The 26,975-nt window shown below is 63.2% G+C and carries 23 protein-coding genes; 15 read left to right on the forward strand and 8 right to left on the reverse strand.

All coding sequences use genetic code 11. The features are described 5' to 3' along the window. Positions 1–42: 42 nt before the first annotated feature. From CK620_RS06250 to CK620_RS06265, 4 genes are all read right to left on the reverse strand, one after another. Positions 43–693, reverse strand: coding sequence for a putative pterin-binding protein (locus CK620_RS06250; protein WP_238946038.1), 651 nt, complete (start codon positions 691–693; stop codon positions 43–45). Positions 694–735: 42 nt separating this feature from the next. Beyond that, positions 736–1,464 (reverse strand): RnfABCDGE type electron transport complex subunit B, encoded by a 729-nt coding sequence (locus tag CK620_RS06255; protein WP_095549540.1) that lies wholly within the window; start codon positions 1,462–1,464, stop codon positions 736–738. Between the two features lie 149 nt (positions 1,465–1,613). Then, positions 1,614–3,203 carry a polyhydroxyalkanoate depolymerase gene (locus CK620_RS06260; protein ID WP_095549541.1) on the reverse strand — a complete coding sequence of 530 codons (1,590 nt, stop codon included), beginning with the start codon at positions 3,201–3,203 and terminating at the stop codon, positions 1,614–1,616. A 118-nt stretch (positions 3,204–3,321) separates the two neighbouring features. Further along, positions 3,322–4,566, reverse strand: coding sequence for a multidrug effflux MFS transporter (locus tag CK620_RS06265; RefSeq protein WP_420823110.1), 1,245 nt, complete (start codon positions 4,564–4,566; stop codon positions 3,322–3,324). A 341-nt stretch (positions 4,567–4,907) separates the two neighbouring features. Between CK620_RS06265 and CK620_RS06270 the strand changes: the two genes are divergently transcribed. The 14 genes from CK620_RS06270 (at position 4,908) to CK620_RS06335 (ending at position 22,958) form a co-directional block, all read left to right on the forward strand. Next, the gene (locus CK620_RS06270) at positions 4,908–5,921 is read left to right on the forward strand and encodes a porin (RefSeq protein WP_179290587.1); all 1,014 of its coding nucleotides are present in this window, start codon (positions 4,908–4,910) and stop codon (positions 5,919–5,921) included. Positions 5,922–6,302: 381 nt separating this feature from the next. Further along, the gene (locus CK620_RS06275; RefSeq protein WP_095542651.1) at positions 6,303–7,886 is read left to right on the forward strand and encodes an ABC transporter substrate-binding protein; all 1,584 of its coding nucleotides are present in this window, start codon (positions 6,303–6,305) and stop codon (positions 7,884–7,886) included. Between the two features lie 519 nt (positions 7,887–8,405). Continuing rightward, positions 8,406–9,386 (forward strand): ABC transporter permease, encoded by a 981-nt coding sequence (locus CK620_RS06280; RefSeq protein WP_095540294.1) that lies wholly within the window; start codon positions 8,406–8,408, stop codon positions 9,384–9,386. Between the two features lie 268 nt (positions 9,387–9,654). Further along, positions 9,655–10,584: an ABC transporter permease gene (locus CK620_RS06285; protein ID WP_095549543.1), complete on the forward strand. Its 930-nt coding sequence runs from the start codon at positions 9,655–9,657 to the stop codon at positions 10,582–10,584. 65 nt (positions 10,585–10,649) lie between these two features. Beyond that, complete coding sequence (locus tag CK620_RS06290) at positions 10,650–11,642, forward strand: ABC transporter ATP-binding protein (protein WP_095549544.1); 993 nt, start codon at positions 10,650–10,652, stop codon at positions 11,640–11,642. Next, the gene (locus CK620_RS06295) at positions 11,639–12,736 is read left to right on the forward strand and encodes an ABC transporter ATP-binding protein (protein WP_095549545.1); all 1,098 of its coding nucleotides are present in this window, start codon (positions 11,639–11,641) and stop codon (positions 12,734–12,736) included. The genes CK620_RS06290 and CK620_RS06295 overlap by 4 nt, the downstream gene beginning before the upstream one ends. A 152-nt stretch (positions 12,737–12,888) precedes the next feature. Beyond that, the gene (locus tag CK620_RS06300) at positions 12,889–15,420 is read left to right on the forward strand and encodes an AI-2E family transporter (protein WP_238946039.1); all 2,532 of its coding nucleotides are present in this window, start codon (positions 12,889–12,891) and stop codon (positions 15,418–15,420) included. 265 nt (positions 15,421–15,685) lie between these two features. After that, positions 15,686–16,645, forward strand: coding sequence for a transaldolase (gene tal / locus CK620_RS06305; protein ID WP_095549546.1), 960 nt, complete (start codon positions 15,686–15,688; stop codon positions 16,643–16,645). A 29-nt stretch (positions 16,646–16,674) separates the two neighbouring features. Beyond that, positions 16,675–18,309: a glucose-6-phosphate isomerase gene (pgi, locus tag CK620_RS06310; protein ID WP_095549635.1), complete on the forward strand. Its 1,635-nt coding sequence runs from the start codon at positions 16,675–16,677 to the stop codon at positions 18,307–18,309. 102 nt (positions 18,310–18,411) lie between these two features. Further along, a complete protein-coding gene (locus tag CK620_RS06315; protein ID WP_238946040.1) occupies positions 18,412–19,446 on the forward strand; it encodes a KpsF/GutQ family sugar-phosphate isomerase in 1,035 nt (344 codons plus the stop codon). Between the two features lie 50 nt (positions 19,447–19,496). Continuing rightward, complete coding sequence (locus CK620_RS06320; RefSeq protein WP_095549637.1) at positions 19,497–20,060, forward strand: KdsC family phosphatase; 564 nt, start codon at positions 19,497–19,499, stop codon at positions 20,058–20,060. A gap of 35 nt (positions 20,061–20,095) precedes the next feature. After that, positions 20,096–20,746 carry an LPS export ABC transporter periplasmic protein LptC gene (gene lptC / locus CK620_RS06325; RefSeq protein WP_095549547.1) on the forward strand — a complete coding sequence of 217 codons (651 nt, stop codon included), beginning with the start codon at positions 20,096–20,098 and terminating at the stop codon, positions 20,744–20,746. Positions 20,747–20,828: 82 nt separating this feature from the next. Then, entirely contained in the window at positions 20,829–21,656 is an 828-nt protein-coding gene (locus tag CK620_RS06330) for an SDR family oxidoreductase (protein ID WP_095542643.1), read from the forward strand. A gap of 63 nt (positions 21,657–21,719) precedes the next feature. Continuing rightward, positions 21,720–22,958, forward strand: coding sequence for an NAD(P)/FAD-dependent oxidoreductase (locus tag CK620_RS06335; RefSeq protein WP_420894211.1), 1,239 nt, complete (start codon positions 21,720–21,722; stop codon positions 22,956–22,958). A gap of 215 nt (positions 22,959–23,173) precedes the next feature. On the opposite strand, the gene CK620_RS06340 is transcribed toward CK620_RS06335, so the two are convergent. Beyond that, complete coding sequence (locus CK620_RS06340; protein WP_095549549.1) at positions 23,174–24,721, reverse strand: aminotransferase class III-fold pyridoxal phosphate-dependent enzyme; 1,548 nt, start codon at positions 24,719–24,721, stop codon at positions 23,174–23,176. A gap of 182 nt (positions 24,722–24,903) precedes the next feature. Between CK620_RS06340 and CK620_RS06345 the strand changes: the two genes are divergently transcribed. After that, positions 24,904–25,329 (forward strand): Lrp/AsnC family transcriptional regulator, encoded by a 426-nt coding sequence (locus CK620_RS06345; RefSeq protein WP_095549550.1) that lies wholly within the window; start codon positions 24,904–24,906, stop codon positions 25,327–25,329. 122 nt (positions 25,330–25,451) lie between these two features. Here CK620_RS06345 and CK620_RS06350 read toward each other — a convergent pair whose 3' ends face one another. From CK620_RS06350 to CK620_RS06360, 3 genes are all read right to left on the reverse strand, one after another. After that, positions 25,452–25,778 (reverse strand): BON domain-containing protein, encoded by a 327-nt coding sequence (locus tag CK620_RS06350; protein WP_095540284.1) that lies wholly within the window; start codon positions 25,776–25,778, stop codon positions 25,452–25,454. A gap of 71 nt (positions 25,779–25,849) precedes the next feature. Then, positions 25,850–26,425, reverse strand: a complete 576-nt coding sequence (locus tag CK620_RS06355) for a hypothetical protein (protein WP_143325963.1) — start codon at positions 26,423–26,425, stop codon at positions 25,850–25,852. A gap of 26 nt (positions 26,426–26,451) precedes the next feature. After that, positions 26,452–26,613, reverse strand: coding sequence for a DUF1328 domain-containing protein (locus CK620_RS06360; RefSeq protein ID WP_095542638.1), 162 nt, complete (start codon positions 26,611–26,613; stop codon positions 26,452–26,454). Between the last annotated feature and the right edge of the window lie 362 nt (positions 26,614–26,975).

Below are 26,975 nucleotides of genomic sequence, written 5' to 3' on the forward strand. Positions count from 1 at the left end.
GGATATGACTTTTGTGGCTGCTTTTTGGGAGCAAGCTGGTGGTTACGGCAGTTCGTAGAGCTCGATAAAGTGCAGCTGCCAGGGCCAGCGGTGGTCGTAATGGGGCCGTTTGAGCTCTGCATGCGAGTCGCGCGGATAAATGATCCACAGCGGCCCTTTATCGCGCCGCGACATGGGGTGGCCGTTCATGCGCAAGGCAATGATCACATCCCACTTCCACGCATCACTGGAGGGGATTTGTACATGGTAGTCGTTGAGGGATTTGGCCAGCAGGCTGGTATTCAGAACGTCGTGCTCACGAGCAGCCAGTTTGAGTACGTCGCGCAGTAGCGGGCCGCGGAAAATGCGCGTCCCGTCTGTCCAGGGAGTGCTGGTGCGCACTTCGGTTTGAGGCAGGGCCAGTAGATCTTGCTCAGTCAGGCTCAGTGTGTCTTGCCAGGGTGTTTGGATGCGCAGCAACACAGGCCCAGTGTTGGGCTTTTCAGATTGTGTGGGCGTTGATGGCGATGGAGCTGGAGGCGCTTTTGTCTGTGCCGATGAACTGGATTGTTGTTTTTCAGCGTGTATGGGAGTCACGCCAGCCTGGCTGTTCGTTGCATTTGTGGCCGCTGGACTCTGCTGAGCCTGCCCTGCAATCCAGGCCATGCTCATGCACAAAGCCACGAGCCCTGATTTCAACCAGGATGAAGTCATACAAAAGGTCTGTCGCATGCAAGGGGGAAACCAGCGCGCATATTACTGCGCGCGCCGCCTGGCCTGCGCTTTGGCTAGCACGGCCGCCAGGATTTGGTGTTTTTCAGTTTTTGTGGGTGCAGCGCCCGTCGCTTGCAGCGGGCTGCTGTCGTGCTGTAAGGCCATTGGCTGTTCAGGCCCCGGTGCTGGCTCGTGTTGCGCCTGGTGGCGAGCCAGTGACCCGGTATTGCTGCTGGGGCCGACAGTGGCGATGGTGGCGCGGCCTGCCTGCCGTTGCATGTGGCGCCGATAGCGCACTCGTGCTTGCGCAGCCTGGGCAGGGCTCCATGCAGCCCAGCCTGTGGCCTGACCGGTGATGGGCTGCATGCGGATGCAGTCCACCGGGCAGACGGGGATGCACAGCTCGCAGCCGGTGCAGGCGGACTCCAGCACCGTGTGCATGCGTTTGTTGGCGCCGATGATGGCATCGACTGGGCAGGCTTTGAGGCACAGCGTGCAGCCAATGCACCATTGCTCGTCGATGATGGCCATGGCGCGGGCGGTTTCCTCACCGTGTGCTGCATTCAATGGCCAGGCAGGCCGCCCGGTGATCTCGGCCAGCCTGCGCACGCCCTCTTGTCCACCTGGCGGGCATTGATTGATGGGGGCCTGCTCAAAGGCAATGGCGTGGGCGTAGGATTGGCAATCCGGGTAGCCGCAGCGGGTGCATTGCGTTTGCGGCAAAGCCGCATCCAGCTGCGCTGCCTGCATGGCGCGGGTGCATTGGGACATGGCTTGAAATAGGGCAATGTACGGTATGGCGCGCAGCGCAGGGGATGCTGTATTTCAAAAGGCCTTGAAAGAACAAGGTGGTGCGGGCCTGCTCGTGCGCCGTGTACAGGCCCGCAGGCAACCCCATACCGCGCTGATTTGGGAGCAAATCAGCGCGAGCTGTTGGCTTTGCTGTTGGAGGCGCTGGTTTTTTTGCTGCCGGAGGATGTGCTGCGGCTGGGCTTGGTGCCGCCAGCCTTGGCCTTGTGCTCCGGCCACGGTGCTTTGGACGCCGCTTTGGCAGCAGGCTTTGCTGAGGCAGGCTTGGCGGCTGCAGGCGCAGTCGACTCCTGTGCCTTGGCGGAGGCCTTGACGACCGCGGATTGCTCTGCCGAGGGTAGGGCTGCTTCTTCATTGTTGGCGGCTGCCAGTGCATCGCCTGCGGCAGTGGCGGCAGCGGCCTCTTGCACTGCGGCCTTGGCCGCTGCTGGCAGAGCAGGTTGAAAGCGCCCGATGAAGTCACGGATCGTCGGATAGACCACCTTGCGCCAGCGGCTGCCGCTGAAGATGCCGTAGTGCCCAGCGCCCATGACATCCAGGTGCGCGCGCTGCGACTCTTCGATGTTTTCGCACAGCTGGTGAGCCGCTTGCGTTTGGCCGCTGCCGGCGATGTCATCGAGTTCGCCCTCAACGGTCAGCAGGCCGACGTTCTGGATGTCCTGCGGGCGCACCAGCTCAAGCTGCCCTTCGGGGTTGCGCACTTCCCAGGTGCCATGTACGAGCTTGAAGCGCTGGAATACGGTGTCGATGGTTTCCAGGTAGTAGTTGGCGTCCATGTCCAGTACCGCGTTGTACTCGTCATAGAACTTGCGGTGGTGTTCGGTGGCGTCTTCATCGCCCTTGATGAGGTTGCGGAAGTAGTCGTAATAGCTGCTGGCGTGGCGATCCGGGTTCATCGCAACGAAGCCCGAGTACTGCAAAAAACCAGGATAGACGCGGCGCCCTTCGCCTGGGTAGCCGTAGGGGACGCGGTAGATGAGGTTGTTTTCAAACCATTCGAAGCTGCGCTTGACGGCCAGGTCGTTGACGGAGGTCGGAGTCTTGCGCGCATCGATGGGACCGCCCATCATCACCATGGACAGGGGCAGCAGCTCTTTGCGGCTGGCCATCAGGGACACGGCTGCCAGCACGGGCACTGTCGGTTGGCAGACGCTGACCACGTGGCAGTTGCCATACTGCTTTTGCAGGTAGCGGATGAACTCCTGCACGTAGTTGACGTAATCATCCAGATGAAAATCGCCTTCGCTGGTTGGCACCATGCGGGCGTTTTTCCAGTCCGTGATGTAGACCTTGTGGCCGGTGAGCATGGTGCGCACCGTCTCGCGCAGCAAAGTGGCATAGTGGCCAGACAGCGGCGCGACGATCAGCACTACGGGCTGGCCCAGCATTTTTTCCAGCGTGGCGGGGTTATCGGAAAAGCGCTTGAAGCGCAGCAGGCGGCAAAAGGGCTTGTCAATCTCCACACGCTCATGGATGGCGACATTGACGCCATCGAGATCAACGGTTTCGATGCCGAACTCCGGTTTGACGTAGTCCTTGCCCAAGCGATAGAGCAGGTCGTAAGCTGCAGAGACGCGCTGCGCCATGGGCAGGCTGGAAAACGGCAGCGAAGGGCTGGAGAACATCTTGGATGCCGCTTTGGCAAAGTCGGCAAAGGGCTCAGAGAGTGAGCGCTGCGCTTCGTAGATCTGGTAGAGCATGGCTGGAAAAAGAAATTTTGTGCGCTGCAAAATATAACAGTTGTGCAAGACATTGCCTATGCCCGATTACCCCAATGTCCTGGGGTGTGGGCGTTGGTGAAAGGCTTGCTGCGCAGGCTCAAGTGGCGTCGGTGTGCCGGCCGATGTCTGGCCAACGCAAGTGCAGGTACAACCAGGCCAGCATGCCCACCAACCAGAACACAGCGGAGGCCACTGCAATCGCCATGGGCGAGTGCATGACCTGCGGCACGACCAGTGCGGCAACCAGCCCATTGGCTGCAGACGCCAAGCAGGCTTGCATGGATGCGGCCATGCCGCGACGCATGGGGTTGATGTCCAGCACCAGCAGAGTTACTGGCGGCATGACGATGGCCCAGCCAAAAGAAATCAGTGCCAGCGGGGGGATCAGCACAAAGGGTTGGAGCTGCCCGAGCGCCATGCTCAGCCCGGTCAACAGCATGTTCAGCACAACGGCGATGGCCATGATGAGAAAGCCATGGCGAATCTGGCGTTTCGGGGGCATGATGCCGGCCATGCGGCCGCTGGCAATGGCGCCGCCCATGATGCCGCCGATGGTGCAGAGAAACATCCAAAAGAACTGCGTGGGAGCCAGTTGCAGATGTTGCCCAAGGAACTCTGGCGCCGCCAAAATATAGATGAACATGCTGTTGAAGGGCAGGGCGCTGCTGATGGCCAACAGCAGAAAGCGAGCGCTTCTGCCCAAAGAAAAATATCCGGCCAGCAGCGATTGCAATGCAAACGGCTGGCGGGCCTGCGGTGCCAAGGTCTCGGGCAGGACCAGCCAGTTCAGCCACCACAGCCCGGCGCTGAGCAGGGCGATGAACCAGAAAATGCTCTCCCAGCCAGCCCAGGTGTAAAGCCAGCCACCGATGACGGGTGCAATGGCTGGTGCCAGCCCAAAGTACAAGGTGACCCGGCTCATCACCTTTTGAGCCTGCGCAGGCGGAAACACATCGCGAATGATGGCGCGCGACACCACCATGCTGGCGCCAGATGAAAGCCCCTGCAGCGCACGAAAGAGCACCAGCTGCTCCAGCGATTGAGCAAGAGCGCACCCGACAGAGGCCAGGGCAAAGGCAGCAACGCCCCACAACACCACTGGGCGGCGCCCGAAACTGTCAGCCAGAGCGCCATGGAACAGGTTCATGACGGCAAAAGCGAGCAAATAAGCCGCCAATGTGTGCTGCAGATGGGCTTTGGACGTACCAAGTGACGCGGCAATGCCTTCAAATGCAGGCAGATAGGTATCGATGGCAAAGGGGCCCAGAACACTCAGCGCGGCCAGTAGCGCGGGCAAGGCCCACATTGGGCCACGCCAGGCCGGGTAGGGGTGTGGTGTCAACATGACAGGCAGAGCCGTTTTGATTGAGGATCGCCGATTTTGCAGCCAGTACAAGGCCATTTTTTGCGCCGTTGGAGACAAAAGCCGGTGACGGCGTGTACTCTCCAACTCCGCGCTGCGATGGGCTGCGCTTGGTGGTGTTGTCTTGATGCAACGAAAAGCGGAAGAATGCCGCGCCAATTGCAAATACTCTTTGCCAAGCATCGCCGTGTCTGCTGCAATACGTCCTAACTTCCCCACCAGGAGGTTGGCTCGGGGAACCGGCGGGATTCAAACATGGCAGAAATGCAGCCCCTGACCCCCCGTACCGGAGCCCTATGTTTAACCTTGGAGTATCCGCAATGAAAAAATCTCTGATCGCCTTGGCCGCTGTTGCTGCTTCTGGCCTGGCAATGGCTCAGTCTTCTGTGACCCTGTACGGCGTGGCCGACATCGCTATCGGTGATGCCAACGACACGCAAGGCGCGCACGCCAACTCGAACATCAACAACGGCACCAGCCGCATCGGCTTCCGTGGCGTTGAAGATCTGGGCAACGGCCTGAAGGTCAACTTCCAATTTGAACAAGGCGTGAGCCTGGCCGACGGCGCCAGCTCCGGCTTCCAGCGTCAGGCATGGGTTGGCCTGGCAGGTGGCTTCGGTACGCTGCGCGCTGGCCGTCAGCTGACTCCCAGCTTCGACTCCGTTGCTGCTTACGAAATCACTGGTACTGCCAACTATTCGGCAGTTGCTCTGAACTTCGGTTACGGCGGTGGTTCGCGTGACAACGCCATGATCAAGTACGTGACTCCTAGCTTCGGTGGCCTGAAGGCTTCTGTTGGCTATGTGTTCGAAGACAACTACAAGCTGGGTAGCTACACCGACACCAAGGGTCACTATGACGTGGCTCTGATCTACGCAAACGGCCCTCTGGCTGTGGCTGCTGGCTACAACGCTGCTGAAGTGGCTACTGGCTGGGGTCAGCGTAGCCGTGTTGAGAACGCCAACGTGGGTGCTTCTTACGACTTCGGCGCCCTGAAGCTGGCTGCTTCTTACCACTACAACGATGTGGCCGCTGGTGGCTACATGGGTGGCCCGAACACTGGTTCGACCAAGGTTGTTCCTGGCGTGGAAGGTTACTCCCTGGGCGTGAGCCTGCCCCTGGGCGCTTTCAGCCTGGCTGCTGACGCTGTGTACGCTGAAGACCGCAATGGTACCCGTGACGGTATCGACTTCGTGGTCGAAGGCAAGTACGCTCTGTCCAAGCGCACCTTCGTGTACGGTGCTTACTACCGTGCTGACAAAGAAGGCCCTGCTTACGGCAAGCACTTCAGCGACGAAAACAACTTCGGTATCGGCCTGCGCCACAACTTCTAATTGGTTAGCCTGAGAAATTCAGGCCCCAATGGATGATTTGATTGAACGCCCCTGGTAAAACAGGGGCGTTTTTTTATTGGATTGTTCTGATTGAACTGCTGTGGGGTCGCAAAGCAGCTGATCAGGAATTTCCCTAAAAATTACGCAATGCCGATTGCGATGGGCAGCCACGATGGAATAATGCGCTCATTCGTCATCCGCGGCGCTGCAGTTTGGCATTGGCTTGGCTGCAGCGCCGTTGCTTATGCGGAAGGTGCGCGGCCAGTCGTGTGCCGAGTCTTGTTGGTCACCAGTGGGCGCCCGAGATGCGATCGCTATGCGCGCCAGCAGCCTGGCTGTGTCGAGGTGGCTTTCTCGCAAATTGAATTACAGGAGTTTTGAATGGCTTTGAAGAAACGTGTGTTGGCTGCTTCGGTGGCGGTTGCAGTGTTGGCGGCGTTGCCCGTGGCCCATGCCAAAACGCTGCGCTGGAGCAGCCAGGGCGATATCACCAGCTGGGACATCCACTCGCAGAACAATGCATTGAACAATAGCGTTCATGCCATGGTGTATGAAAGCCTGACTTACTACAACAGTGAGACTTTCGAAGTGGAGCCCTTGCTGGCTGTTTCCTGGGAGGAGGTCTCTCCTACACAGGTGCGCTTCAAGCTGCGCGAAGGGGTCAAGTTCTCTGATGGCACGCCGTTCACGGCCGACGACGCTGTGTTCTCGATCCAGCGAGCCATGGCGCCGACTTCGAACCTGGCTGTTTTTGCCAACAGCATTGAGCGTGCAGAAAAGGTCGATGAACACACCATGGATTTGCACCTGAAGGCTGTCAACCCGATTCTGACGCGCCAACTCACGGAGCTGCGCATGATGAGCAAGGCCTGGGCTGAGAAGAACAACTCCGTGGCCCCGAAGGATATGAAAGGTGCGGATGAAAACTTTGCGCACCGCAATGCCCTGGGCACCGGCCCCTACGTGCTGGAGTCTTGGCAGCCTGACACGCGCATGGTGCTCAAGCGCAACCCGAACTGGTGGGGCAAGATGCCCGGCAATGTCACGGAAGTCATCTATCAGCCCATTGGCTCGGCGGCAACACGCATGGCCGCGCTGCTGTCGGGTGAGGTGGATTTCGTGCTCGACCCCACGCCGCAAGACCTGCCGCGCCTGCGCAAGACGCCCAGCCTGAAGGTGGTGGACGGCATTGAGAACCGCACCATCTTCTTTGGCATGGACCAGCACCGTGATGAGCTGCCTGGCTCCAACATCAAGGGCAAGAACCCCTTGAAGGAAGTCAAAGTGCGCCAGGCGCTCTACCAGGCCATTGACATCAACACCATCGTGAAGAACAGCTTGCGTGGCCTTGGCCAGCCGGCCGGCACGCTGGTGGCGCCCATGGTCAACGGCTACACCAAGGAGCTAGACCAACGCTTGCCTTACGACGTGGCCGCTGCCAAGAAGTTGCTCGAAGAAGCCGGCTACCCTAACGGCTTCGAGGTGGACTTCGCCTGCCCGAACAACCGCTACATTGGCGATGAGGCCATTTGCCAGGCCGTCACGGCCATGTGGGCACGCATTGGCGTTAAGGCCAAACTGCGCACGCAGCCCACGGCAACCTATTTCCCGATGATTCAGCGCCATGAGGCCAGTATCTACATGCTGGGCTGGGGGGTGCCAACCTTTGATGCCATGTACTCCCTGCAGTCGCTGGTGCGCACCAAGGCAACAGGTGCCGATGGCAACTACAACGTGGGGCGCTATAGCAACAGCGAGGCCGATCGCCTGATTGACGCTGCCAAGGCAGAAGGCGATCCGGCCAAGCGCACGGAGTTGCTGAGCCAGGCACTGAAGGTTTCCAACGACACCGTGTCGCACCTGCCCCTGCACAACCAGATCATCCCCTGGGTGATGAAAAAGAACGTCAGCGTGGTGCACCGTGCGGACAACCGCCTGGACATGCGCCGCGTGGTGGTTGAATAAGCCCAGAGTCTGTTGGCCGCTTCTGCGAAACCTCGCCGAGCTGTTTGGCTTGGCGGGGTTTTGCTTGATGTGGGCGCGACTGCCGCGAGATCTCCCGCACGAGCTTTCGCTTGTGCAGGCAGGGTTCATGCACTTCTACAGCGCTTTGAAGCCAGTCGCAAAGTGTGGCTTGGGCGGATGGCTGTGCGCTGGCCGGTGATGCCTGCTACGCTATCACCCCTTGCGCGTCCGGGGATTGCCCAGTTTTGTTTTTGCAGGCAGTGCCTATCGCCATCGATACCGCCCAAGATGAGGTATTGCGGATAGCCAGTAAAGGCTGAGTATCCGGAATACCTCATCACGACGACGATTGTCGGGTGCGCTGGCTTGGGGCGCCTGTTTGTGACCGCTCCAGCAGTTGGCACGCGAACTTCACTTGACACTGCCATGATTGGCCTGCGCGCATCTAGCATCTAGCGCGTGATGCCAGGCTACGCCAGCAGCGCATGCTGCGATGACATCCATACCCCCTCGATTCGAATGCTTGTCTTCATTCTCCGCCGCTTGATTCAGGCCATTGTGGTGATGGTCTCCGTCGCGTTCATTGCCTTCATGCTGTTTCAGTATGTGGGCGATCCGGTGTATGCCATGCTGGGTCAGGACGCAACGCCCGAGCAAATCAGCGCATTGCGCGCCGATCTAGGGCTGGACAAGCCCTTTTTCGTGCAGTTCTGGCACTTTCTCGTCAATGCCGTGCAGGGGGATTTTGGCTTGAGCCTGCGCCAAGGGGTGAAGGTCTCGGCGCTGATTGCCGAGCGCTTTCCGGCCACACTGGAGCTGGCGCTGGTGGCTGCTGTGCTGGCGCTGGTGGTGGGCGTGCCCATGGGCGTTTATGCAGCGCTGCGCCGTGGCAGCTTCATGAGCCAGGTGTTCATGACAATTTCGCTGCTGGGCGTGTCGTTGCCGACTTTCTTAATCGGCATCTTATTGATTCTGGTGTTTTCCGTAACCCTGGGCTGGTTCCCCAGTTTTGGGCGCGGCCCGGTCACCGAGCTGGGCTGGTGGTCCACTGGCTTGCTCAGCGCCAAGGGGTGGCATCACATCACGCTGCCAGCCATTACTCTGGCGATCTTCCAGCTCACGCTCATCATGCGTCTGGTGCGCGCCGAAATGCTCGAAGTTCTGCGCACCGACTACATCAAGTTCGCTCGTGCCCGCGGCCTGCACAACCGCGCCATTTATTTCGGCCATGCTCTGAAGAACACTTTGGTGCCCGTGATCACCATCACTGGTCTGCAGCTGGGCGGCCTGATTGCGTTTGCCATCATCACTGAGACAGTGTTCCAGTGGCCGGGCATGGGTCTGCTGTTCATCCAGGCCGTGACTTTTGCCGATGTGCCGGTAATGGCCGCCTATCTGTGCCTGATCGCGCTGATTTTTGTCGTGATCAACCTGATTGTGGACTTGCTGTACTTCGTGGTTGACCCCAGGCTGCGGGTGGAGAAGTCGGCGGGCCATTAGGGGTTTTGAGATTTGGTTTGCGTCAAGGCGAAAGCTGCAGATGCAAGGCAAAAACGCGCGCAAGGCCTGAACACCTTGCAAGCGTTTACGACGTGGCAGTTGCGGGTTTTGACCGAAAGCACCACTGCAACACTCAATCTCAACAACCCCTAAGCCACCCAGTACCAATGCGGCGCACGCATCGGACAAGAAAAACCAGATGTCTGGCTGCTGCGCCATTGCAACTGGCGCACCTGGCAAATTGCAATTCGTTTGATTCAAACACACGATGACTGACCCTGCTTCCCGTTCCAACTTTCTGGCCCGCTGGTGGCACAGCGATGTGGGCTACAGCTTTCGCCATTCGCCCCTGGCCATCGTCGCGGCTTTGATTGCGCTGGTGTGCGTGTTCTGCTCCTTGTTTGCGGGCTGGGTGGCGCCACACAACCCGCTGGACGTGAGCACGCTGGAGCTGGGCGATGCGCGCCTGCCGCCCGCATGGATCGAGGGCGGCAGCACCAAGTACCTGCTGGGCACGGACGACCAGGGGCGCGATATCTTCTCGGCCCTGATCTATGGCGCGCGCATCTCGCTGGTCGTGGGCATCAGCTCGGTGCTGCTGTCCCTGCTGCTGGGCGTCACGCTGGGTTTGGTGGCCGGCTTCAAGGGCGGCTGGGTGGATGCCGTGTTGATGCGCATCTCGGACGTGATGCTGTCCTTCCCAGCCATTCTGATTGCGCTGCTCATCGCGGGTGTTGGGCGCGCCGTGTTTCCCAATGCGGGCGATACCCTGGCCTTTGGCGTGCTGGTGCTGTCGATTGCGTTGACCGGCTGGGTGCAGTACGCGCGCACGGTGCGCGGCTCCACATTGGTTGAGCGCGGCAAGGAATACGTGCAGGCCGCCCGCGTGACGGGCGTGCCTTCGGTGCGCATCATGCGCAAGCACGTACTGCCCAACGTCATGGGCCCGGTGCTGGTGTTGGCCACCATTCAGGTTGCCACGGCCATCATCACCGAAGCCACGTTGTCCTTCCTGGGGGTGGGCGCGCCGCCGACCTCGCCTTCGCTGGGCACCCTGATCCGCGTCGGCAACGACTTCCTGTTTTCCGGCGAGTGGTGGATCACCATCTTCCCGGGCCTGATGCTGGTGCTCATTGCGTTGTCAGTGAACCTGCTGGGCGACTGGCTGCGCGATGCGCTCAACCCGCGGCTGCGCTGATGCAGGCAGGCGGTGCAGCGCCCTGGGCGGCCGGGCGCTGAAGAGAAGAATAAGGAGTAGTCCCCATGAGCTTATTGCAAGTGAAAAACCTGGTGGTGGAGTTCCCCAACCGCCACGGCGTTTTGCGTGCGCTGGACAACGTCTCGTTTGACATCGCCCCGGGTGAAATCCTGGGTGTGGTGGGTGAATCGGGAGCGGGCAAATCGCTCACCGGCGCCTCCATCATTGGCTTGCTGGAACCGCCTGGGCGCGTGGCTGGCGGCCAGATCTGGCTGGATGGGCAGCGCATCGACCAGCTCACGCAGGAGCAGATGCGCCCCATTCGTGGGCGGCACATTGGCGCCATCTTCCAGGATCCGCTGACCTCGCTGAACCCGCTGTACACCGTGGGGCGCCAGCTGGTGGAAACCATCGTCACGCACTTGCCGGTCTCTGCCAAGGAGGCGCGCCAGCGCGCCATTGCGCTGCTCAAGGACACGGGCATCCCCGCTGCCGAGGAGCGCATCGACCACTACCCGCACCAGTTCTCCGGCGGTATGCGCCAGCGCGTGGTGATTGCCCTGGCGCTGGCGGCCGAGCCCAAGCTCATCGTCGCTGACGAGCCCACCACGGCGCTGGATGTGTCCATCCAGGCGCAGATCATCGGCCTGCTCAAGCGCATCTGCAAGGAGCGCGGCGCGGCTGTGATGCTCATCACGCACGACATGGGCGTGATTGCCGAAACCTGTGATCGCGTGGCCGTGATGTATGCCGGGCGCGTGGCAGAGATCGGCCCGGTGCACGAAGTCATCAACCATCCTGCCCATCCGTACACGCGCGGGCTCATGGCCTCTATCCCAGATATGGACATGGACCGCGAGCGCCTCAACCAGATCGACGGCGCCATGCCGCGCCTGAATGCCATCCCGGCGGGCTGCGCCTTCAACCCGCGCTGCCCCCAGGCATTCGAGCGCTGCTACCGCGAGCGCCCGGAGCTGCAGCCCGCCGGCGCTACCCATGCCGCCTGCTGGTTGGCCACCGCCCAGCCAGCCGCCACCCACGAGACGGAGACCGTATGACCGACGCCCTGATTGCCACTTCAGCAGCGGCCGCGCCGCAGGCCGAGGTTGCCAACTCCGAAAGCACTGCCCAACCTTTGGTGCGCGTGCACGATCTGGCGCGTACTTTCGATGTCTCGGCCCCCTGGCTCAACCGCGTCATCGAGCGCAAGCCCAAGACTTTTTTGCACGCTGTCGATGGCGTGAGCTTTGAGATCGCCAAGGGCAAAACCCTGGCGCTGGTGGGCGAGTCCGGTTGTGGCAAAAGCACCGTTGCGCGCCTGCTGGTGGGCCTGTACCCGCCCACGCGCGGCCAGTTTTTGTTTGACGGGCAGGATGCGCATCAGGCTTACCGCTCTGCCGGCGCCGAGCGCATTCGCCGGCGCATCCAGATGATTTTTCAGGACCCTTACGCCAGCCTGAACCCGCGCTGGCTGGTCGAGGACATCATTGCCGAGCCGCTGCGTGAGCACGGCATGATGAAAAACCGCGAGCAGCTGCGCCAGCGCGTAGGTGAGTTGCTGCAATCGGTGGGCTTGAGCGCGCAGGACATGAGCAAGTACCCGCACCAGTTCTCTGGCGGCCAGCGCCAACGCATCTCGATTGCGCGCGCCTTGGCCACCGAGCCTGAGTTCCTGGTGTGTGACGAGCCCACCAGCGCGCTGGACGTGTCGGTGCAGGCGCAGGTGCTCAACATCATGAAAGACCTGCAGCAGGCGCGCCAGCTGACTTATTTGTTCATCTCGCACAACCTGGCCGTGGTGCGCCACGTCAGCGACCAGGTGGGCGTGATGTACCTGGGGCGCATCGTCGAGCTGGCCGACAAGAAAGACCTGTTCGAGCGGCCGCTGCATCCCTACACGCGCATGCTGCTCGATGCCATTCCCAAAATGCACGACACAGGCAAGGCGCGCACGCCAGTGCAGGGCGAGGTGCCCAACCCGCTGAACCCGCCCAAAGGTTGCGCCTTCAACCCGCGCTGCCCGCACGCCAACGAGCGCTGCCGCACCGAGCGCCCCGTCATGCTGCGTGTGGGCAATGCCCAGGTGGCCTGCCATGCCGTGCAGGAAGGCCGCTTGAATATCCAGACCGAGCAGGCCCCGGCGATGGCCTGATCTGGTCTGTGCGTGCGGGCGGGCCTTCCAGGCCCGCTTTCGCTTGTACGCAGGCTTGCAACTCTTACAGCAGCCGTGGCGACCCATGCCAGGGGCTTACCGAGAATCGGGGCCGTTGCGGCGTTGTGCCCTGCATCTATCCCCATTTGCCCATGTCTGAAAAGCCTGTTCCCCTCCCCGCTGCCGCGCCCAGCGCCCAGCCGCACCGACCCGCTGAAATGCTTCGGCATGGCGATGTGCCCGAGCAAGCCGCGCTGGCGCAGCTGGCCGCTTTGGTGCCGGGCCTGCGCGCCGCCACTGTGCTGGTCATTGGCGCGGCCATCATTTGCGCGCTGTATTTCGGGCGTGAATTGCTGATTCCGCTGGCTTTGGCGATCTTGTTGGGCTTCTTGCTCGATCCGCTGGTGCGCAGGCTCAAGCGCTGGGGCCTGCCACGCATGGCGGCCATCGTGCTGGTGGTGGCCGTAGTGCTCGGCGGCCTGGGTGGCCTGGGCGCATACCTTGGCCAGCAACTGGCTGCGCTGGGTGAAAGCCTGCCCCGTTACCAGGTCACGATGAGCGAAAAGCTGCGCGGGCTGAGCGCTTCTGTCGAGGGGGCGGGCATGTTCGATAGGCTCACGAGCGCCCTTCAGGATTTGCATCGCGATATCGCTGGTCAAGGGGCTGAGCCCGCGTCTGGAGAGCCTGGGGGGGCTGCGCAAGCAGCGCCCGAGCAGACTGTGCAACAAGTGCAGGTGGTGCCTGCGCCGCCCACGAACGTGCAGCTGGCGCAGACTTGGCTGCTGCGCATCAGCGAGCCGCTGCTCATGGCCGGCATCGTGATTTTGTTCGTGGTGTTGATCCTGCTGGACCGCGATGCGCTGCGCGATCGCCTGCTGCGGCTGATGGGCGGCAACCTCAACATGGCCACGGAGGCGCTGGACGACGCCTCGCAGCGCATCGGCAAATACCTGCGCATGCAGCTCATCGTCAACATCACCTACGGCGTGCCGCTGGCGGCCGGGCTGTGGCTGATCGGCGTGCCTGGGGCGTTGCTGTGGGGCGTGGTCGCGGCGCTGATGCGATATGTGCCCTATGCAGGCCCGGCCTTGGCGGCCATTTTCCCTGTGGCGCTGGCCTTCGCCGTCGAGCCAGGCTGGAGCATGCTGATCTGGACGGTGGCGCTGATCCTGGCGCTGGAGCTGATCAGCAACAACATCGTCGAGCCCTGGCTGTACGGTGAAAGCACCGGCCTGTCCACGCTGGCCATCATCGTCTCGGCCACATTCTGGACGGCGCTGTGGGGGCCGATCGGACTGATCCTGGCCACGCCGCTGTCGGTCTGCCTGCTGGTGTTGGGGCGCACCATCCCTGCGCTGCACTTTCTGGAAGTGCTGCTGGGCAGCGAGCCGGTGCTGACGCCTGCGCAACGCCTGTACCAGCGCTTGCTGGTCGAAGACGTGGAGACTGCGCTGGAGATTTCGCAACAGACCATCGAAGACAGCATGCCGCGCTCTGCAGACGACGAGCAGGATCTGCCCCTGGCGCTGGTGCAGTACTACGACTCCGTGCTGCTGCCGTCTCTGCGCCTGTCCAGTCACCTGCACAGCAGCATGGCCACGGCCGAGCAGCGTTTTCGCTTCGACAACGGCATGGATGGTCTGCTCGATGAGCTGGCCGATGAATACCCGCCGCCGGCGCACACCCTGGCGCCTGAAGGCGAAGTGGCCGCTGTGCACTGCCTTGGCTCGCGCTGGGAAGTGGACGCCATGGCCGCTGCAGCCCTGGCGCATGGCCTGCGGCTGTATGGCCACACTGCCAGCGTCAGCACCCACGCGCTGGGCGCGCGCGTCGATCTGGCCAGCCTGCCCCAGCTGGACACCTGCCAGGTGCTGTGTCTGGTGGCCTTCAGCCCGCAGCCACAGGCGCAGATTCGCCACATCAGCCGCCGCATCCGCCGACGCTGGCCACATGTGCGCATCATTGCTTGCGTCTTCAACGCCCCAGGCTTGGAGCTGACATCGCAGATGGCGCAGCGCCTCTCGGCCGATGAGTTGGTCAACCGCATGCACGAGGTGGTGCTGAGCGTGAACAGCCAGCTTGCCGATGGCGCGGCGCTGGAGTACATCCCGGCGGCCATCCCCGAGGACGAGGCGCGGCGCCTGCGCGCCCTGCAGCAAAGCGACATGCTGGCCGAAGACAAGCTGGCGCTGTACCGCGACACGGTGCGCCGAGCCACCAATGCCTTTGCCGTCAAGCATGCGCAAATCTCACTGGTGGGCGAGGACTGGGTGCATACCCCCGGCAGCACCTTGGCAGAGGTGGATGCGGACCCTGCCAGCACCGGCCTGCCGCGCGCGCAGTCGGTGTGCTCCTACGTCACGCGCAACGGCCAGCCCCTGGTGGTGGAGGACGTGCAGCACGACCCGCGCTTTGCCCGCAATCCGGCCTTGAACGAGCAGGGCATTCGCTTTTATGCTGGCGTGCCCCTGCGGGCGCGGCGCGGCGAGGTCATCGGCACGTTGTGCCTGATGGACGACGAGCCGCACGACGAAGAAGATGTGGACTTGCAACTGCTGGAACTGATGGCAGGTGAGCTCATGGGCGAACTGCGCAAGCTGGCGCGCCGCAAGCCCGATGCCCAGCCAGAGCCTGAGACCCCGCCGGAGGATGGGTTGGACGCGCCAGCGACGCAAGCCCTTTGAGAGCCTGTTCAAAATCTCGGCGCGAGTGGACAAGAAGCGGTTTGGGGTGGGCTGCAAGGCGCAAAACGCAGCCATAGCTGGGGCTATGGCGAGGCTTTGCGGGCGCAGCAGAGCGCCCAAATCCGCTCTCTTGACCGCCGTGCAAAGATTTTGAACAGGCTCTGAGAGCCTGCCCACCATCGCTGGGGATAACGCTTGCTCTCAGCAGGGCCGCGCCTTGCGGCAATGCCGCTACACTCGCCCTTTTGCCTGCAGCATCCTGCCCATGTCCACCCAACTCGAAGCCCTCAAGCGCTGTACCACTGTGGTCGCCGATACGGGCGACTTCCACCAGATCCAGGCCTACCAGCCGCAAGACGCCACCACCAACCCATCGCTGATTCTCAAGGCCGTGCAAAAGCCCGAGTACGCCGATCTGGTGGCCCAGGCGCTGTCACAAAGCCAGGGGCTGGATCTGGCCGAGCGCATGGATCGCCTGATCGTGCGCTTTGGCACGGAAATCCTGCAGCAGGTGCCTGGCCGCGTCTCCACCGAGGTCGATGCGCGCCTGAGCTTTGACGCCAACGCCACGCTCACGCGCGCCGAGCGCATCATCGAGCTGTATCGCGCCGCCGGCGTCGATACGGCGCGTGTGCTCATCAAAATCGCTGCCACTTGGGAAGGCATCCAGGCCGCGCGCGTGCTGGAGCAGCGCGGCATCGCCACCAACCTGACGCTGCTGTTCTCTTTTGCTCAGGCCGTGGCCTGCGCCCAGGCCAAGGTACAGCTGATCTCCCCATTCGTGGGGCGCATCTACGACTGGTACAAGAAGCAGGCCGGCAGCGCCTGGGACGAGGCCGCCCACGCTGGCGCAAACGACCCCGGCGTGCAATCGGTGCGCCGCATCTTCGATTACTACAAGCACTTCGACATCGACACCGAGATCATGGGCGCGAGCTTTCGCAACACCGGCCAGATCCTGGCGCTGGCCGGCTGCGACCTGCTGACCATCAGCCCCGAGCTGCTGGCGCAGCTGGCCGCCACGCCGACCGAGCCGAGCGGCCTGGCGCCACAGCTCGATGCGCAGCGCGCCAAGCAGCAACCGCAGCAGTTCGTGCGCTACGACGAGGCGCAGTTCCGCTACGCGCTCAACGAGGATGCGATGGCCACCGAGAAGCTGGCCGAGGGCATTCGCGCATTCGCCGCCGATGCCGTGCGGCTGGAACACATCATGCAAGGCGCATGAGCGGCCCGCCCATGGGCACCGAGCAGCACATGTCGTCTTCTGTACCGCCGCCACCGCCGCCAAACACGCCGCGCTGTGACGCCGTGCCCGCATGGCAGGCGCTGCAGCGGCATTTTGAGCAGCAGGCGCGGCACTTCGATGTGCGCCAGGCCTTGCAGCAGGAGCCCGGGCGCTTTGCGCGCATGGCGCTGCAGGCCCCGGGCGTGCAGGCCGATTTCTCGCGCAACCTGCTCGATGCCCAGGCCCAGGCGCTGCTGCTGGCGCTGGCGAAGCAGTGCCGGCTGGAAGAGTCGATCGAGGCGCTGTTTGGCGGCGCGGCGCTCAACACCACCGAGCAGCGCGCGGCCTGGCATGTGCTGCTGCGCTGCCCGGCCGATTACCCGGCCGAGCACCCGGCCATTGCCCAGGCGCTGGCGCAGATGCGCGCTTGCCAGCAGGCATTTCTGGATTTTGCCCAGCAGGTGCGCGCCGACGAGCGCATCACCGACATCGTCAACATCGGCATAGGTGGCTCGGATCTGGGCCCGGCCGTGGTGGTGCAGGCGCTGCAGGCCTACCAGATGCCGGGCAAGCGCATCCATTTCGTCTCGAACATGGACGGCGATGACCTGGGCTGGACGCTGCGCGGACTCGATCCCGCGCGCACGCTGTTTTTGCTGGCCTCCAAATCGTTTGGCACGGCCGAGACCATCGTCAATGCGCATGTGGCGCGCGATTGGCTGCTGTCCGGCCATGGCTTGGCACCGGCAGGGCAGGGCAGCCCGGCTTCGTGGGATGCCTTGGCCGAGCCGCAGCGGCAGTTGGTGGCGCGGCACTTCGTGGCCATGACCAGCAATGCCCAGGCCGCCGCAGCCTTTGGCGTGCAAACCCTGTTCCCTTTTGCCGATTGGGTTGGCGGGCGCTTTTCGCTGTGGTCCAGCATCGGCCTGTCGGTGGCCATTGCCATTGGCGCTGAGCATTTTCACGCCCTGCTGGCTGGCGCGCACGCCATGGATCAGCACTTTCGCCACACGCCCTTTGAGGCCAACTTGCCCGTGCAGTTGGCCCTGCTGGACATTTGGTATGGCAACTTCCACGGCTTTGCCAGCCGCTGCATTGCGCCCTACAGCCATGGCCTGCGCCGCTTGCCGGCGTATCTGCAGCAGCTGGAAATGGAGAGCAATGGCAAGGGCTGCGACTGGGCCGGCCAGCCGCTGCCACTGAGCACGGCGCCCGTGGTCTGGGGCGAGGCGGGCACGAACTGCCAGCATGCATTTTTCCAGCTGATCCACCAGGGGCGCCAAATCGTGCCGGTGGAGTTCATCGTGCTGCGGGAAAAAGGCCTGGGCAGCCTGGCCCAGCATCGCGCGCTGCAGGCCAATGCGCTGGCCCAGGCCCAGGCGCTGACCGTGGGCAAGCACGACGGCCCGGCGCATGGCCACTGCCCTGGCAACCGCCCCAGCACCATGCTGGTGCTGCAGCGGCTTGACCCTTTCTCCGTCGGGGCGCTGATTGCGCTGTACGAGCACCGCACCTTCGCCGCTGGTCGCCTGTGGGGCATCAACAGCTTTGACCAATGGGGGGTGGAGCTGGGCAAGGGCTTGGCCAAGCAAATTCTGGCCAGCCAGGAGTCCGGCGGCAGCGAGTCCGCGGAGGCGGACGGCGTGCTGGCCTGGCTGCGATGAGTGCCTGTGCAAAGCCTGAACCCAAAGCGCCGCGCGGGCCGCGTGCGCGCAGACCATCCCCAGTGTGTTCCAACTGCCATTCTGAAATTTCCTGCCCTGACCATGACCCTGCCTGAAACCGACCGTGCCGCCGCGCCTCAGCCTTTCGATGCCCAGCGCGCCCTGCACATGGGGCGTCAGGCGATACAGATTGAGGTTGAGCAGCTGCAGGCCCTGCATTCCCGCTTGGGCCAGGCCTTTGCGCAGGCTGTGCAGATGATTTTGCAAAGCCCGGCGCGGGTGGTCGTCACTGGCATGGGCAAAAGCGGCCACGTGGGCCGCAAGATTGCCGCCACACTGGCCTCCACCGGCACGCCAGCGTTCTTCCTGCATCCGGCCGAGGCCAGCCACGGCGATCTGGGCATGGTGACGGCCGCCGATGTGGTGCTGGCCCTGTCCAACAGCGGCGAGAGCGAGGAGCTGGTCAACATCCTGCCTGTCATTCGTCGCTTGGGCGCACACATCATTGCCATGACTGGCCGCCCGCAATCGGCCCTGGGCCGGCATGCCGACGTGGTACTGGATACCCAGGTGGCGCAAGAGGCCGATCCGCTCAACCTCGCGCCCACGGCCAGTACCACCGTGCAGCTGGCCCTGGGCGATGCGCTGGCCGTGGCCGTGCTTGACGCGCGCGGCTTTCGCGCCGAGGACTTCGCCCGCTCGCACCCAGGCGGCGCGCTGGGTCGGCGTCTGCTCACGCGTGTGCGCGACGTCATGCGCAGCGGCGGCGCCGTACCGCGCGTTGGCGCGCAGGCCGGCTTTGCCGAGCTGGTGCACGAAATTTCCGCCAAGGGCCTGGGCATGACCGCCGTCATTGCCGACGGCAGTGACGGCCAGGCCGCGCCGGGCCAGGTGCTGGGCATCTACACCGATGGCGACCTGCGCCGCCACATCGAGGCCGGGTTGGACTTGCGCGCCAGCACCGCCGCTGAGCTGATGCACGCGCGGCCGCGCAGCATCGGCCCCCAGGCCCTGGCTGCCCAGGCGGCGCAGATGATGGAGGAACACCGCATCACCAGCTTGCTGGTGGTGGACGAGGCCGGCATGCTCATCGGCGCCCTGCACGTGGGCGACCTGATGCGCGCCAAGGTCATTTGAGATTGCCCGTCTGCGCCCTGGGCGCAGACCCTGTTGTGGATGGAGCTGCCATGCCTGCGATTGCCATTGCACCGCGTTTTGCGCACAGTCTGCTGGTGCAGGCCGAGCCGGTGCGCCTGCTGTTTCTCGACGTCGATGGCGTGCTCACCGATGGCGGGCTTTACTACGGCCCTGAGGGTGAGCAACTCAAGCGCTTTCACACCCTGGACGGTCACGGCATCAAGCTGCTGGCCCAGGTCGGCATCGAGGTGGCCGTCATCACCGGCCGCGACAGCGCCGCGCTGCGCCTGCGGTTGCAAGCGCTGGGGGTGCGGCATGCGGTGTACGGCACGGAGCACAAGCTGCCCGCGGCCGAGCAGCTGCTGCACAGCCTGGGCCTGGGCTGGGCGCAGGTGGCGGCCATGGGCGATGATTGGCCCGATCTGCCCGTGCTCAGCCGCTGCGCCCTGGCCTGCGCGCCCCCGGGCGCGCATGAAGAGGTCAAGGCCTTGGCCCACTACACTACCCAGGCGGCGGGCGGGCAGGGCGCAGTGCGTGAGCTGTGCGACCTGCTGCTGACGGCCGGCGGCCACTATGGCGCGCTGCTGCAGCAGGCCATGGGCAACCCGGCCTGAGCAGGGCCGCCGCAACGCAGCGAGGACACCGCGCCATGCCCCAGCAAAACCAACACAAGGCCAAACGCAGCCTGCGCTACCGGCTGGACAAGCTTTCCATCTACAGCCCCATGCTGGCCATGGGCCTGCTGGCCCTGGGCAGCTACTGGCTGGTGCGCAATGCGCCGCAGCCCGAAGTGTTCGAGGCCGTAGAGCTGCCGCAGGACGAGCCGGACTACCAAATGCGCGATTTTGTCGTGCGCAACTACACACCCGATGGGCAGCTGACGCTGGAGCTCTTCGGCCAGCAGGGGCGCCATTACCCCAATGAAGACACATTGCAGGTCGATGCAATGCGCCTGCGGGCTGTGACCGAATCGGGCGATATCGTCACAGCCACCGCCGATACCGGCACCAGCACCCACACGCGCGATCAGCAGCGCCTGCATGTGCGCTTGCAGGGCAATGCCGTAGTCGTGCAGCATGCCAGCGCTGGTAGCCCTCGCATGGAGTTCCGTGGCGAGGAGCTGCAGCTCTGGCCCGACGCACAGCGCGTGCGCAGTACGCAGCCGGTGCTGTTGCTGCGCGGCCAGGACCGCCTCAGCGGTGAGCGCCTGGACTACGACAGAAAGCAGCGCATTACCGAGCTGCAAGGCCGCGTGCGCGGCGTGCTGCAGCCCGAGACAGCGGCGCGGGCGCGGCCCTGAGAGCGATCTGGGTTCGGCACAGAGATCGCGCGCAGGTTCTGCCGCTACCTCCACCACCACCGCATTGGCAGGAATCTTGCTCATGACATATGCCCAATCCCCTTCAACTGCCAGCAAAGCCGTGGCCACACAGCCGGCGCGACTGGTCTTCATCACTGGCGCTTCCAGCGGCCTGGGCCAGGCCCTGGCCGAGCACTATGCGCGCCGAGGCTGGCGGCTGGCCCTGGTGGCGCGGCGGCTGGAGCTGATGCAGCAGTGGCGCGCGCGCCTGCAACTGTCCGAGGCCGACTGCGCGCTGTATGCGGCCGATGTGTCCGAGCCCGAGCAAATCCGCGCCGTCGCGCAGCAATGCCTGCAGCAGCAGGGCCTGCCCGACGTGGTCATCGCCAGCGCCGGCATCAGCCACGGCATCGACACCGCCGATTGGGATGACCTGGCGCACATGCAGGCCATCTGGGAGACCAACAACCGCGGCCTGGCCGCAACTTTCATCCCCTTTATCACGCCCATGCGCCAGCGCCGCAGCGGCACGCTGGTGGGCATTGCCAGCGTGGCTGGCGTGCGCGGCCTGCCTGGCCACGCCGGCTACAGCGCCAGCAAGGCCGGCGTGATCGCCTATTGCGAGAGCTTGCGCGGTGATCTGCGCGGCAGCGGCGTGCGCGTGGTGACCATCAGCCCAGGCTTTGTCGATACGGCCATGACGGCGGGAAATCCGTTTTCGATGCCGTTTCTGATGAGCGCGCCAGACTTTGCCGCCCGTGCCTATGAGGCGATTGAAAAGCAGCAAAGCTCGGTCGTCATCCCCTGGCAAATGGGCTGGGTGGCGCGCCTGCTGCGCCGCCTGCCCGATGCCGTCTTCGACTATGCTTTGGCCGGGCGGGGGCGCAAGCCGCGCAAGAAGCCGCAGTGATCGTTGCCTTGATTTGATGCAACAGCGGCGCACCGGCAAGGGCAGAACAACAAGGAGGTGCAAGTGGGCAACAGCGTCATCGTATTGGGCGCGGGCATGGTCGGGGTTTGCACCGCCGTGCAATTGGCGCGGCGCGGCGATGCGGTTGTGCTGCTCGACCGTCAGCGGCCTGGGCGCGAGACATCCTACGGCAATGCCGGTCTGATCCAGCGCGAGGCGGTCGAGCCCTACGGCTTTCCGCAGGGCCTGCTGCCCATCGCCCGGGCTGCGCTGCAGCGGGGCATCGATGTGCGCTACGACTGGACGGCCCTGCCTGGCCTGGCAGGGCGGCTGGCGCAGTACTGGCGCAACTCCACGCCGCAGCGCTATGCCGCCATCGTGCGCGACTTTGGCCGCTTGATCGAACACGCGCTGCACGAGCACGCCGCGCTGCTGGCCGAGGCCGGCGGCCAGGAGCTGGTGCAGCAAAGCGGCTGGATCAAAGCGATGCGCGATGAGCGGGCGCTGGCGCTGCTGCAGGCCTATGCCAGGCAGCTTGAGCGCGAATGGGGCGTGCAATCCACGCCGCTGGATCGCGCCGCGCTGCAGGCTTTGGAGCCTGGGTTGCAAGGCGGCTTTGCTGGCGGGCTGCACTGGACACAGCCTTGGGCTGTGCGCGATCCAGGGGCGCTGGTGCAGCGCTATGCGCAGTATTTCGAGCGCCTGGGCGGGCGCATCCTGCAGGGCGATGCCGCCAGCCTGCAGCCACAGGGCGCGGGCTGGGCGGTGCAGACGGCGCAAGGGCGCATCGATGCGCAGCAGGCCGTGATCGCGCTGGGCCCCTGGGCCGAGCCGCTGACACGGCGGCTGGGCTATCGCCTGCCGCTGTTCATCAAGCGTGGCTACCACCGTCATTACCGCAGCCAGGCCTTGCAGCGCCCGGTGCTCGACGCCGACCACGGCTACATGCTGGTGCCCATGCAGCAGGGCTTGCGCCTGACCACGGGGGCCGAGTTCGCGCGGCTCGACTCCCCGGCCACGCCGGTGCAGTTGTTCAAGGCCGAGCAGGTGGCGCGCAGCGTGGTGGCGCTGGGCGAGCCGGTGGAGGCCCAGCCCTGGATGGGCTCGCGCCCCTGCACGGTGGACATGAAGCCCATCGTCGGCGCTGCGCCGCGCCATCCGGGGCTGTGGTTCCACTTCGGCCATGCGCACCAGGGCTTTACGCTGGGCCCGGTCACGGCCCAACTGCTGGCGCAGCTGACGCACGGTGAAGCCCCGCTGGTCGATCCAGCACCTTACAGCCCGCAGCGTTTTCGCGGTTGATGGCCGGCCCCCCTTTGGGGGCTAGGGCTTGTTGAGATTGAGTGCTGCGGCGGTGTTTTCGGTCGAGAAGCCGCAACTGCTGCGTTGAAAACGCTTGCAAGGTGTCCAGGCCTTACAAGCGTTTTTGCCTTGCATTTGCGACTTTTGCCTCGAAAAACCGCTGCACAAACCCATTCTCAACGCCCCCTTGCGCTGTGGCGAGAGGCGGGGGGCGCTCAAGAAGTGGCGACAAGCCGACTTTGTAGCGTGGCATTGCTGCCGGCCCTGGTGTAGGGGCGCTCAGGAGCAATGCGCGGGCCCTCCTGCAAGGCGCGCTGCACCAGCTGCAGCAGCAGCTCAAGCTCCTGCGCATCCAGCCCGAAATGCGGCGTGAAGCGCAGGGCGTTTTCGCCGCCGTGGATCACGCCCAGGCCATGTTGGCGCAGCCACTGCTCAATGCTGTCCTGGCCGTAGCTTTTGAACTCTGGTGAAAGCTCGCAAGAGAACAGCAGGCCCGTGCCCTGAACCTGGACGATGGCCCCGCCCAGTTTGGCCTGCAGGGCTTGCAAGCGGGACACGGCTTCGATGCCTCGGCGGCGGATATTCTCGCGCAACGCTGGCGTCATGGCCTCCAGCACAGCGCAAGCCACATCCAGCGCGCGCGGGTTGGCCGTCATGGTGTTGCCGTACAGGCCGCGCTGGTAAATGGCGGCGGCTCGCTCGCCTACGGCCAGCACCGACAGCGGGTACTGGCCGGCGTTCAGGGCCTTGGAGTAGGCTTCCATGTCGGGCGGGGCAATGCCTTCAAAGCCCGGGTAGTCGATCAGGGAGAGATAGCCCGTGGCGCGCAGTCCGGCCTGGATGGAGTCCACCAGCAACAGCGCGCCGTGCGCTGCGGTCAGCGTGCGCGCCCGGTCGTAGAAGGCGCGCGGCACGGCTCGGCCGGGGTTGCCCTCTCCCATCACGGGCTCCATGAACATGGCCTCGATGAACCAGCCCTGGGCTTCGGCTTGGGCAAAGACGGCTTCGAGGGCAGCCACGTCGTAAGGCGCCACGGTCAGCACCGAGTCCTCGCCACGGTAGCTGGCCAGATGCTGGATATAGGCCTGGCGGCTGGAATCGGAATACAGCGCAGGCCGCTCGGTGCGGCCGTGGAAGGCGCCCTTGACCACCAGGCGCTTGATGGCCTTGCCAGCATGGCGTGCGCCCGGGTCGGTCTGGTGCTTGGCGTTGATGTCGACGATGCGCGAAGCCAGTGACACGGCTTCGGAGCCGGAGTTCAGGCACATGAAGTGGCTGTAAGGGCAGGCCCCGGCGCGTTGGCCCACTTCGCGGCGCATGGCGCGCACAAAGCGCAATTGACTGAGGCTGGGCGTCATGATGTTGGCCATGACCTGGGGCCTGGCCATGGAGTCCAACACGGCCTGCGGACTGTGGCCCAGGCCCAGCATGCCGTAGCCACCGCAATCCAGCAGCACAGCCCCCTTGAGCGTGACCAGCCAGGGCCCGCGCGCGGCAATGGCCACGTAGGGGTTGACAGCATCGCCTGCGTAGAAGTTGAGGAAGCCGGCCTGGATGCGGCGCAGCTGCTCGGCTTCGTCGAGCTGCAACAGCTCTGGAAACTCTGCCGCGATGTGGGCATAGGCAGATGCGGCTTCGGCGATGGCCTCGGCCAGCTCGGGATGGTTGGCGGCCATGCGCTCGATGCAGTCATCGGGCAGGCCTATCGTACTGGCCAGGCCATGGGCGCGCAGCGGCGCCAGGGTGTGCAGCAGGATCGTCATGGCGTGCTCCTCGCAAAGTCGATGGGGGAGGGGGCGTCGCACAGGCCGTAGCTTGGGGCGTGCGTTTGCCTGCCTGACATTTTCCAAATCAAATCGTCGTTTTCAACCCATTCTTCCGACGAAAAACATGGATTTTTCGTCAGAATAACGAGATTTTGATGTCGAAATGATCGGGGCAAGCCATGGACAAGCAGGATGGGCAATTACTGAATTTGTTGCGAGAGAACGCGCGCGCCTCGATCGCTGAGCTGGCGCGGCGCCTGAAGCTGCCGCGCACCACGGTACAAAGCCGCATGCAGCGTCTGCAGCGTGAGGGCGTGATTGCCGGCTATACCGTGCGTGTCAGCGACGAGAGCGAGCGCGGCCACATTCGCGCGCACATCATGGTCCAGCTGGCCCCACGGCAGATGCCCACTGTGGCCAGGGCCTTGCATGGTCTGCCAGAAGTGCGGGCGCTGTACTCAGTCAGTGGAGCCTCGGACCTGATCGCGTTGGCCGTGGCGCCCACGGTGCAGGCCATGGATGAGCTGACCGACCGAATTGGCATGCTCGATGGCGTGGAGCGCACCACCACGGCCATCATCCTTTCCACGAAATTCGAGCGTTGAATGCAGCTGGGCGGAGGGCATAAAAAAGCCTGACACAAAGGCCAGGCTGTGAAGCAATTGCAATGCCTGTGGGCAGAGGCAGCGCGGTAGATGCACCGCATCTGCCAACCGAGCAAGCACTATTACGGGCGCACGACAATCATGTTCTTGACGTTTTTCACGTGCTTGACGCCAGCGGCGATCTGGCCAGCTTGGTCTTTTTCGTGCTGCGACTTGGCAAAGCCCGACAGTTGCACCTCGCCGTTGAGGGTTTCAACGCTGATGGCCACTGCAGAAGTGGTGGGATCCTCAGCCAGCTTGGCCTTGACGGCTGTGGTGATGCCTGCATCGTCGATGTAGGCGCCAACGGTTTGCTGGTCGCGGGCCACGGCGCAGCCGGTGGCTGTGACGGCGGCAATGCCCAGTGCTGCAGCCAGTGCCAGGGCTTGAGTCAGTCGTGTAGCGGTCATGGGGTTCTCCTCTATTGTGTGGAAGTAAGGCGGGGATGCATGGCAAACCCCGCGTGGTTGTAATCGCAGATTCAGCGGCCGCGGCGACCGGTCAGCAGCAAAGTCAGAATGGCGCCTGTGGCGGCTGCCATGAGCAGCGACTTGCCCGGCTTCTCAACCACATAGCGGTTGGTGGCTTCGCTGAGCTCTTGCACGCGTTGACGTGCGCGCTCGCTGGTATCGGCGACCAGGTTGATGCTTTGCGTGGCCACGTCCAGTGCCTTGTGTGCCAAAGCGTCAATGGCAGGGTCGGAGCGTTGATGCAGGCTGCGCACGGAGTGCTCGGCCTTCTCCAGGCCAGAGTCGATGGCCTTGCGAGCTTGATTGAGACCGCGCTCAACGCCATCCAGGGCCTTGTCGGTCAGATCCTGCGCGGTGTCTGCAGCCTTATCAACGCCTTTTTCAATGGCCTGCACGCTTTGTGAAGCTGCTTTGCGCACCGTTGCCTCTGCCTCGACGGCCGCATTTTGCACGGGAGTTTTTCCTTGTGTGTTCATTGAAAATCCTTTTCTGATTGTGATAATTTTGCGCAAAGCTGCGTGTGTTTGGAGATGTGCAAAGGGTCGCTTTTCGAAAATGCGATTCAATCGTAATCCGGTCGATTGCACATATCCGCTCTATAGGATGTGTTGATTTATTTTCGGATGGCATTCAGAACGAATGTCACAATAGCGAAAATAATGAATACGAAAAACAGAATCTTCGCGATCTCTGAAGCGCCTGTAGCAATGCTGGTGAAGCCAAAGAGTGCGGCAACGAGTGCGATGACGAAGAAGATCACTGCATAGCGAAGCATAGGAAGCCCTTTCTTTTTCTGTCAAAAACGAAAACACATTGTATGGAAAATAGAAAATCTGAGGTAAAAATATGTTTTTTAGAAATGGTGTAAATGGATGGTCGTTGAATTCAGCCACGATACGGCACAGCAAATTTTGCGGCATGCCCCATGGTGTGGCATCTGGTATGTGACTGAAATGTAAAAGTACGAGGCCTGTCATTGAAGCGCCTGGCATGCGCCCAAAATTGGGGGCATGGTTTGTCAAAGGTGTTTGGCGATCAGCTGCGAGGATTGAGTGAGCAGGAGGTGAATGTGAATGGGTTGATGACAACAATTGCTAGCACTTTTTTACTTTTATTGGGCCTGATGTTGGGTGCTGC

The sequence above is a fragment of the Vandammella animalimorsus genome (assembly GCF_002285285.1).
In the GTDB taxonomy this organism is placed as follows: Bacteria; Pseudomonadota; Gammaproteobacteria; order Burkholderiales; family Burkholderiaceae_C; genus Lampropedia; species Lampropedia animalimorsus.

Coding starts and splice junctions, on each gene's coding strand:
- CK620_RS06250 (WP_238946038.1), bottom strand. CDS start 693: ATGACTTCATCCTGGTTGAAATCAGGGCTCGTGGCTTTGTGCATGAGC.
- CK620_RS06255 (WP_095549540.1), bottom strand. CDS start 1,464: ATGTCCCAATGCACCCGCGCCATGCAGGCAGCGCAGCTGGATGCGGCT.
- CK620_RS06260 (WP_095549541.1), bottom strand. CDS start 3,203: ATGCTCTACCAGATCTACGAAGCGCAGCGCTCACTCTCTGAGCCCTTT.
- CK620_RS06270 (WP_179290587.1), top strand. CDS start 4,908: ATGAAAAAATCTCTGATCGCCTTGGCCGCTGTTGCTGCTTCTGGCCTG.
- CK620_RS06275 (WP_095542651.1), top strand. CDS start 6,303: ATGGCTTTGAAGAAACGTGTGTTGGCTGCTTCGGTGGCGGTTGCAGTG.
- CK620_RS06280 (WP_095540294.1), top strand. CDS start 8,406: ATGCTTGTCTTCATTCTCCGCCGCTTGATTCAGGCCATTGTGGTGATG.
- CK620_RS06285 (WP_095549543.1), top strand. CDS start 9,655: ATGACTGACCCTGCTTCCCGTTCCAACTTTCTGGCCCGCTGGTGGCAC.
- CK620_RS06290 (WP_095549544.1), top strand. CDS start 10,650: ATGAGCTTATTGCAAGTGAAAAACCTGGTGGTGGAGTTCCCCAACCGC.
- CK620_RS06295 (WP_095549545.1), top strand. CDS start 11,639: ATGACCGACGCCCTGATTGCCACTTCAGCAGCGGCCGCGCCGCAGGCC.
- CK620_RS06300 (WP_238946039.1), top strand. CDS start 12,889: ATGTCTGAAAAGCCTGTTCCCCTCCCCGCTGCCGCGCCCAGCGCCCAG.
- tal (WP_095549546.1), top strand. CDS start 15,686: ATGTCCACCCAACTCGAAGCCCTCAAGCGCTGTACCACTGTGGTCGCC.
- pgi (WP_095549635.1), top strand. CDS start 16,675: ATGTCGTCTTCTGTACCGCCGCCACCGCCGCCAAACACGCCGCGCTGT.
- CK620_RS06315 (WP_238946040.1), top strand. CDS start 18,412: ATGACCCTGCCTGAAACCGACCGTGCCGCCGCGCCTCAGCCTTTCGAT.
- CK620_RS06320 (WP_095549637.1), top strand. CDS start 19,497: ATGCCTGCGATTGCCATTGCACCGCGTTTTGCGCACAGTCTGCTGGTG.
- lptC (WP_095549547.1), top strand. CDS start 20,096: ATGCCCCAGCAAAACCAACACAAGGCCAAACGCAGCCTGCGCTACCGG.
- CK620_RS06330 (WP_095542643.1), top strand. CDS start 20,829: ATGACATATGCCCAATCCCCTTCAACTGCCAGCAAAGCCGTGGCCACA.
- CK620_RS06340 (WP_095549549.1), bottom strand. CDS start 24,721: ATGACGATCCTGCTGCACACCCTGGCGCCGCTGCGCGCCCATGGCCTG.
- CK620_RS06345 (WP_095549550.1), top strand. CDS start 24,904: ATGGACAAGCAGGATGGGCAATTACTGAATTTGTTGCGAGAGAACGCG.
- CK620_RS06350 (WP_095540284.1), bottom strand. CDS start 25,778: ATGACCGCTACACGACTGACTCAAGCCCTGGCACTGGCTGCAGCACTG.
- CK620_RS06360 (WP_095542638.1), bottom strand. CDS start 26,613: ATGCTTCGCTATGCAGTGATCTTCTTCGTCATCGCACTCGTTGCCGCA.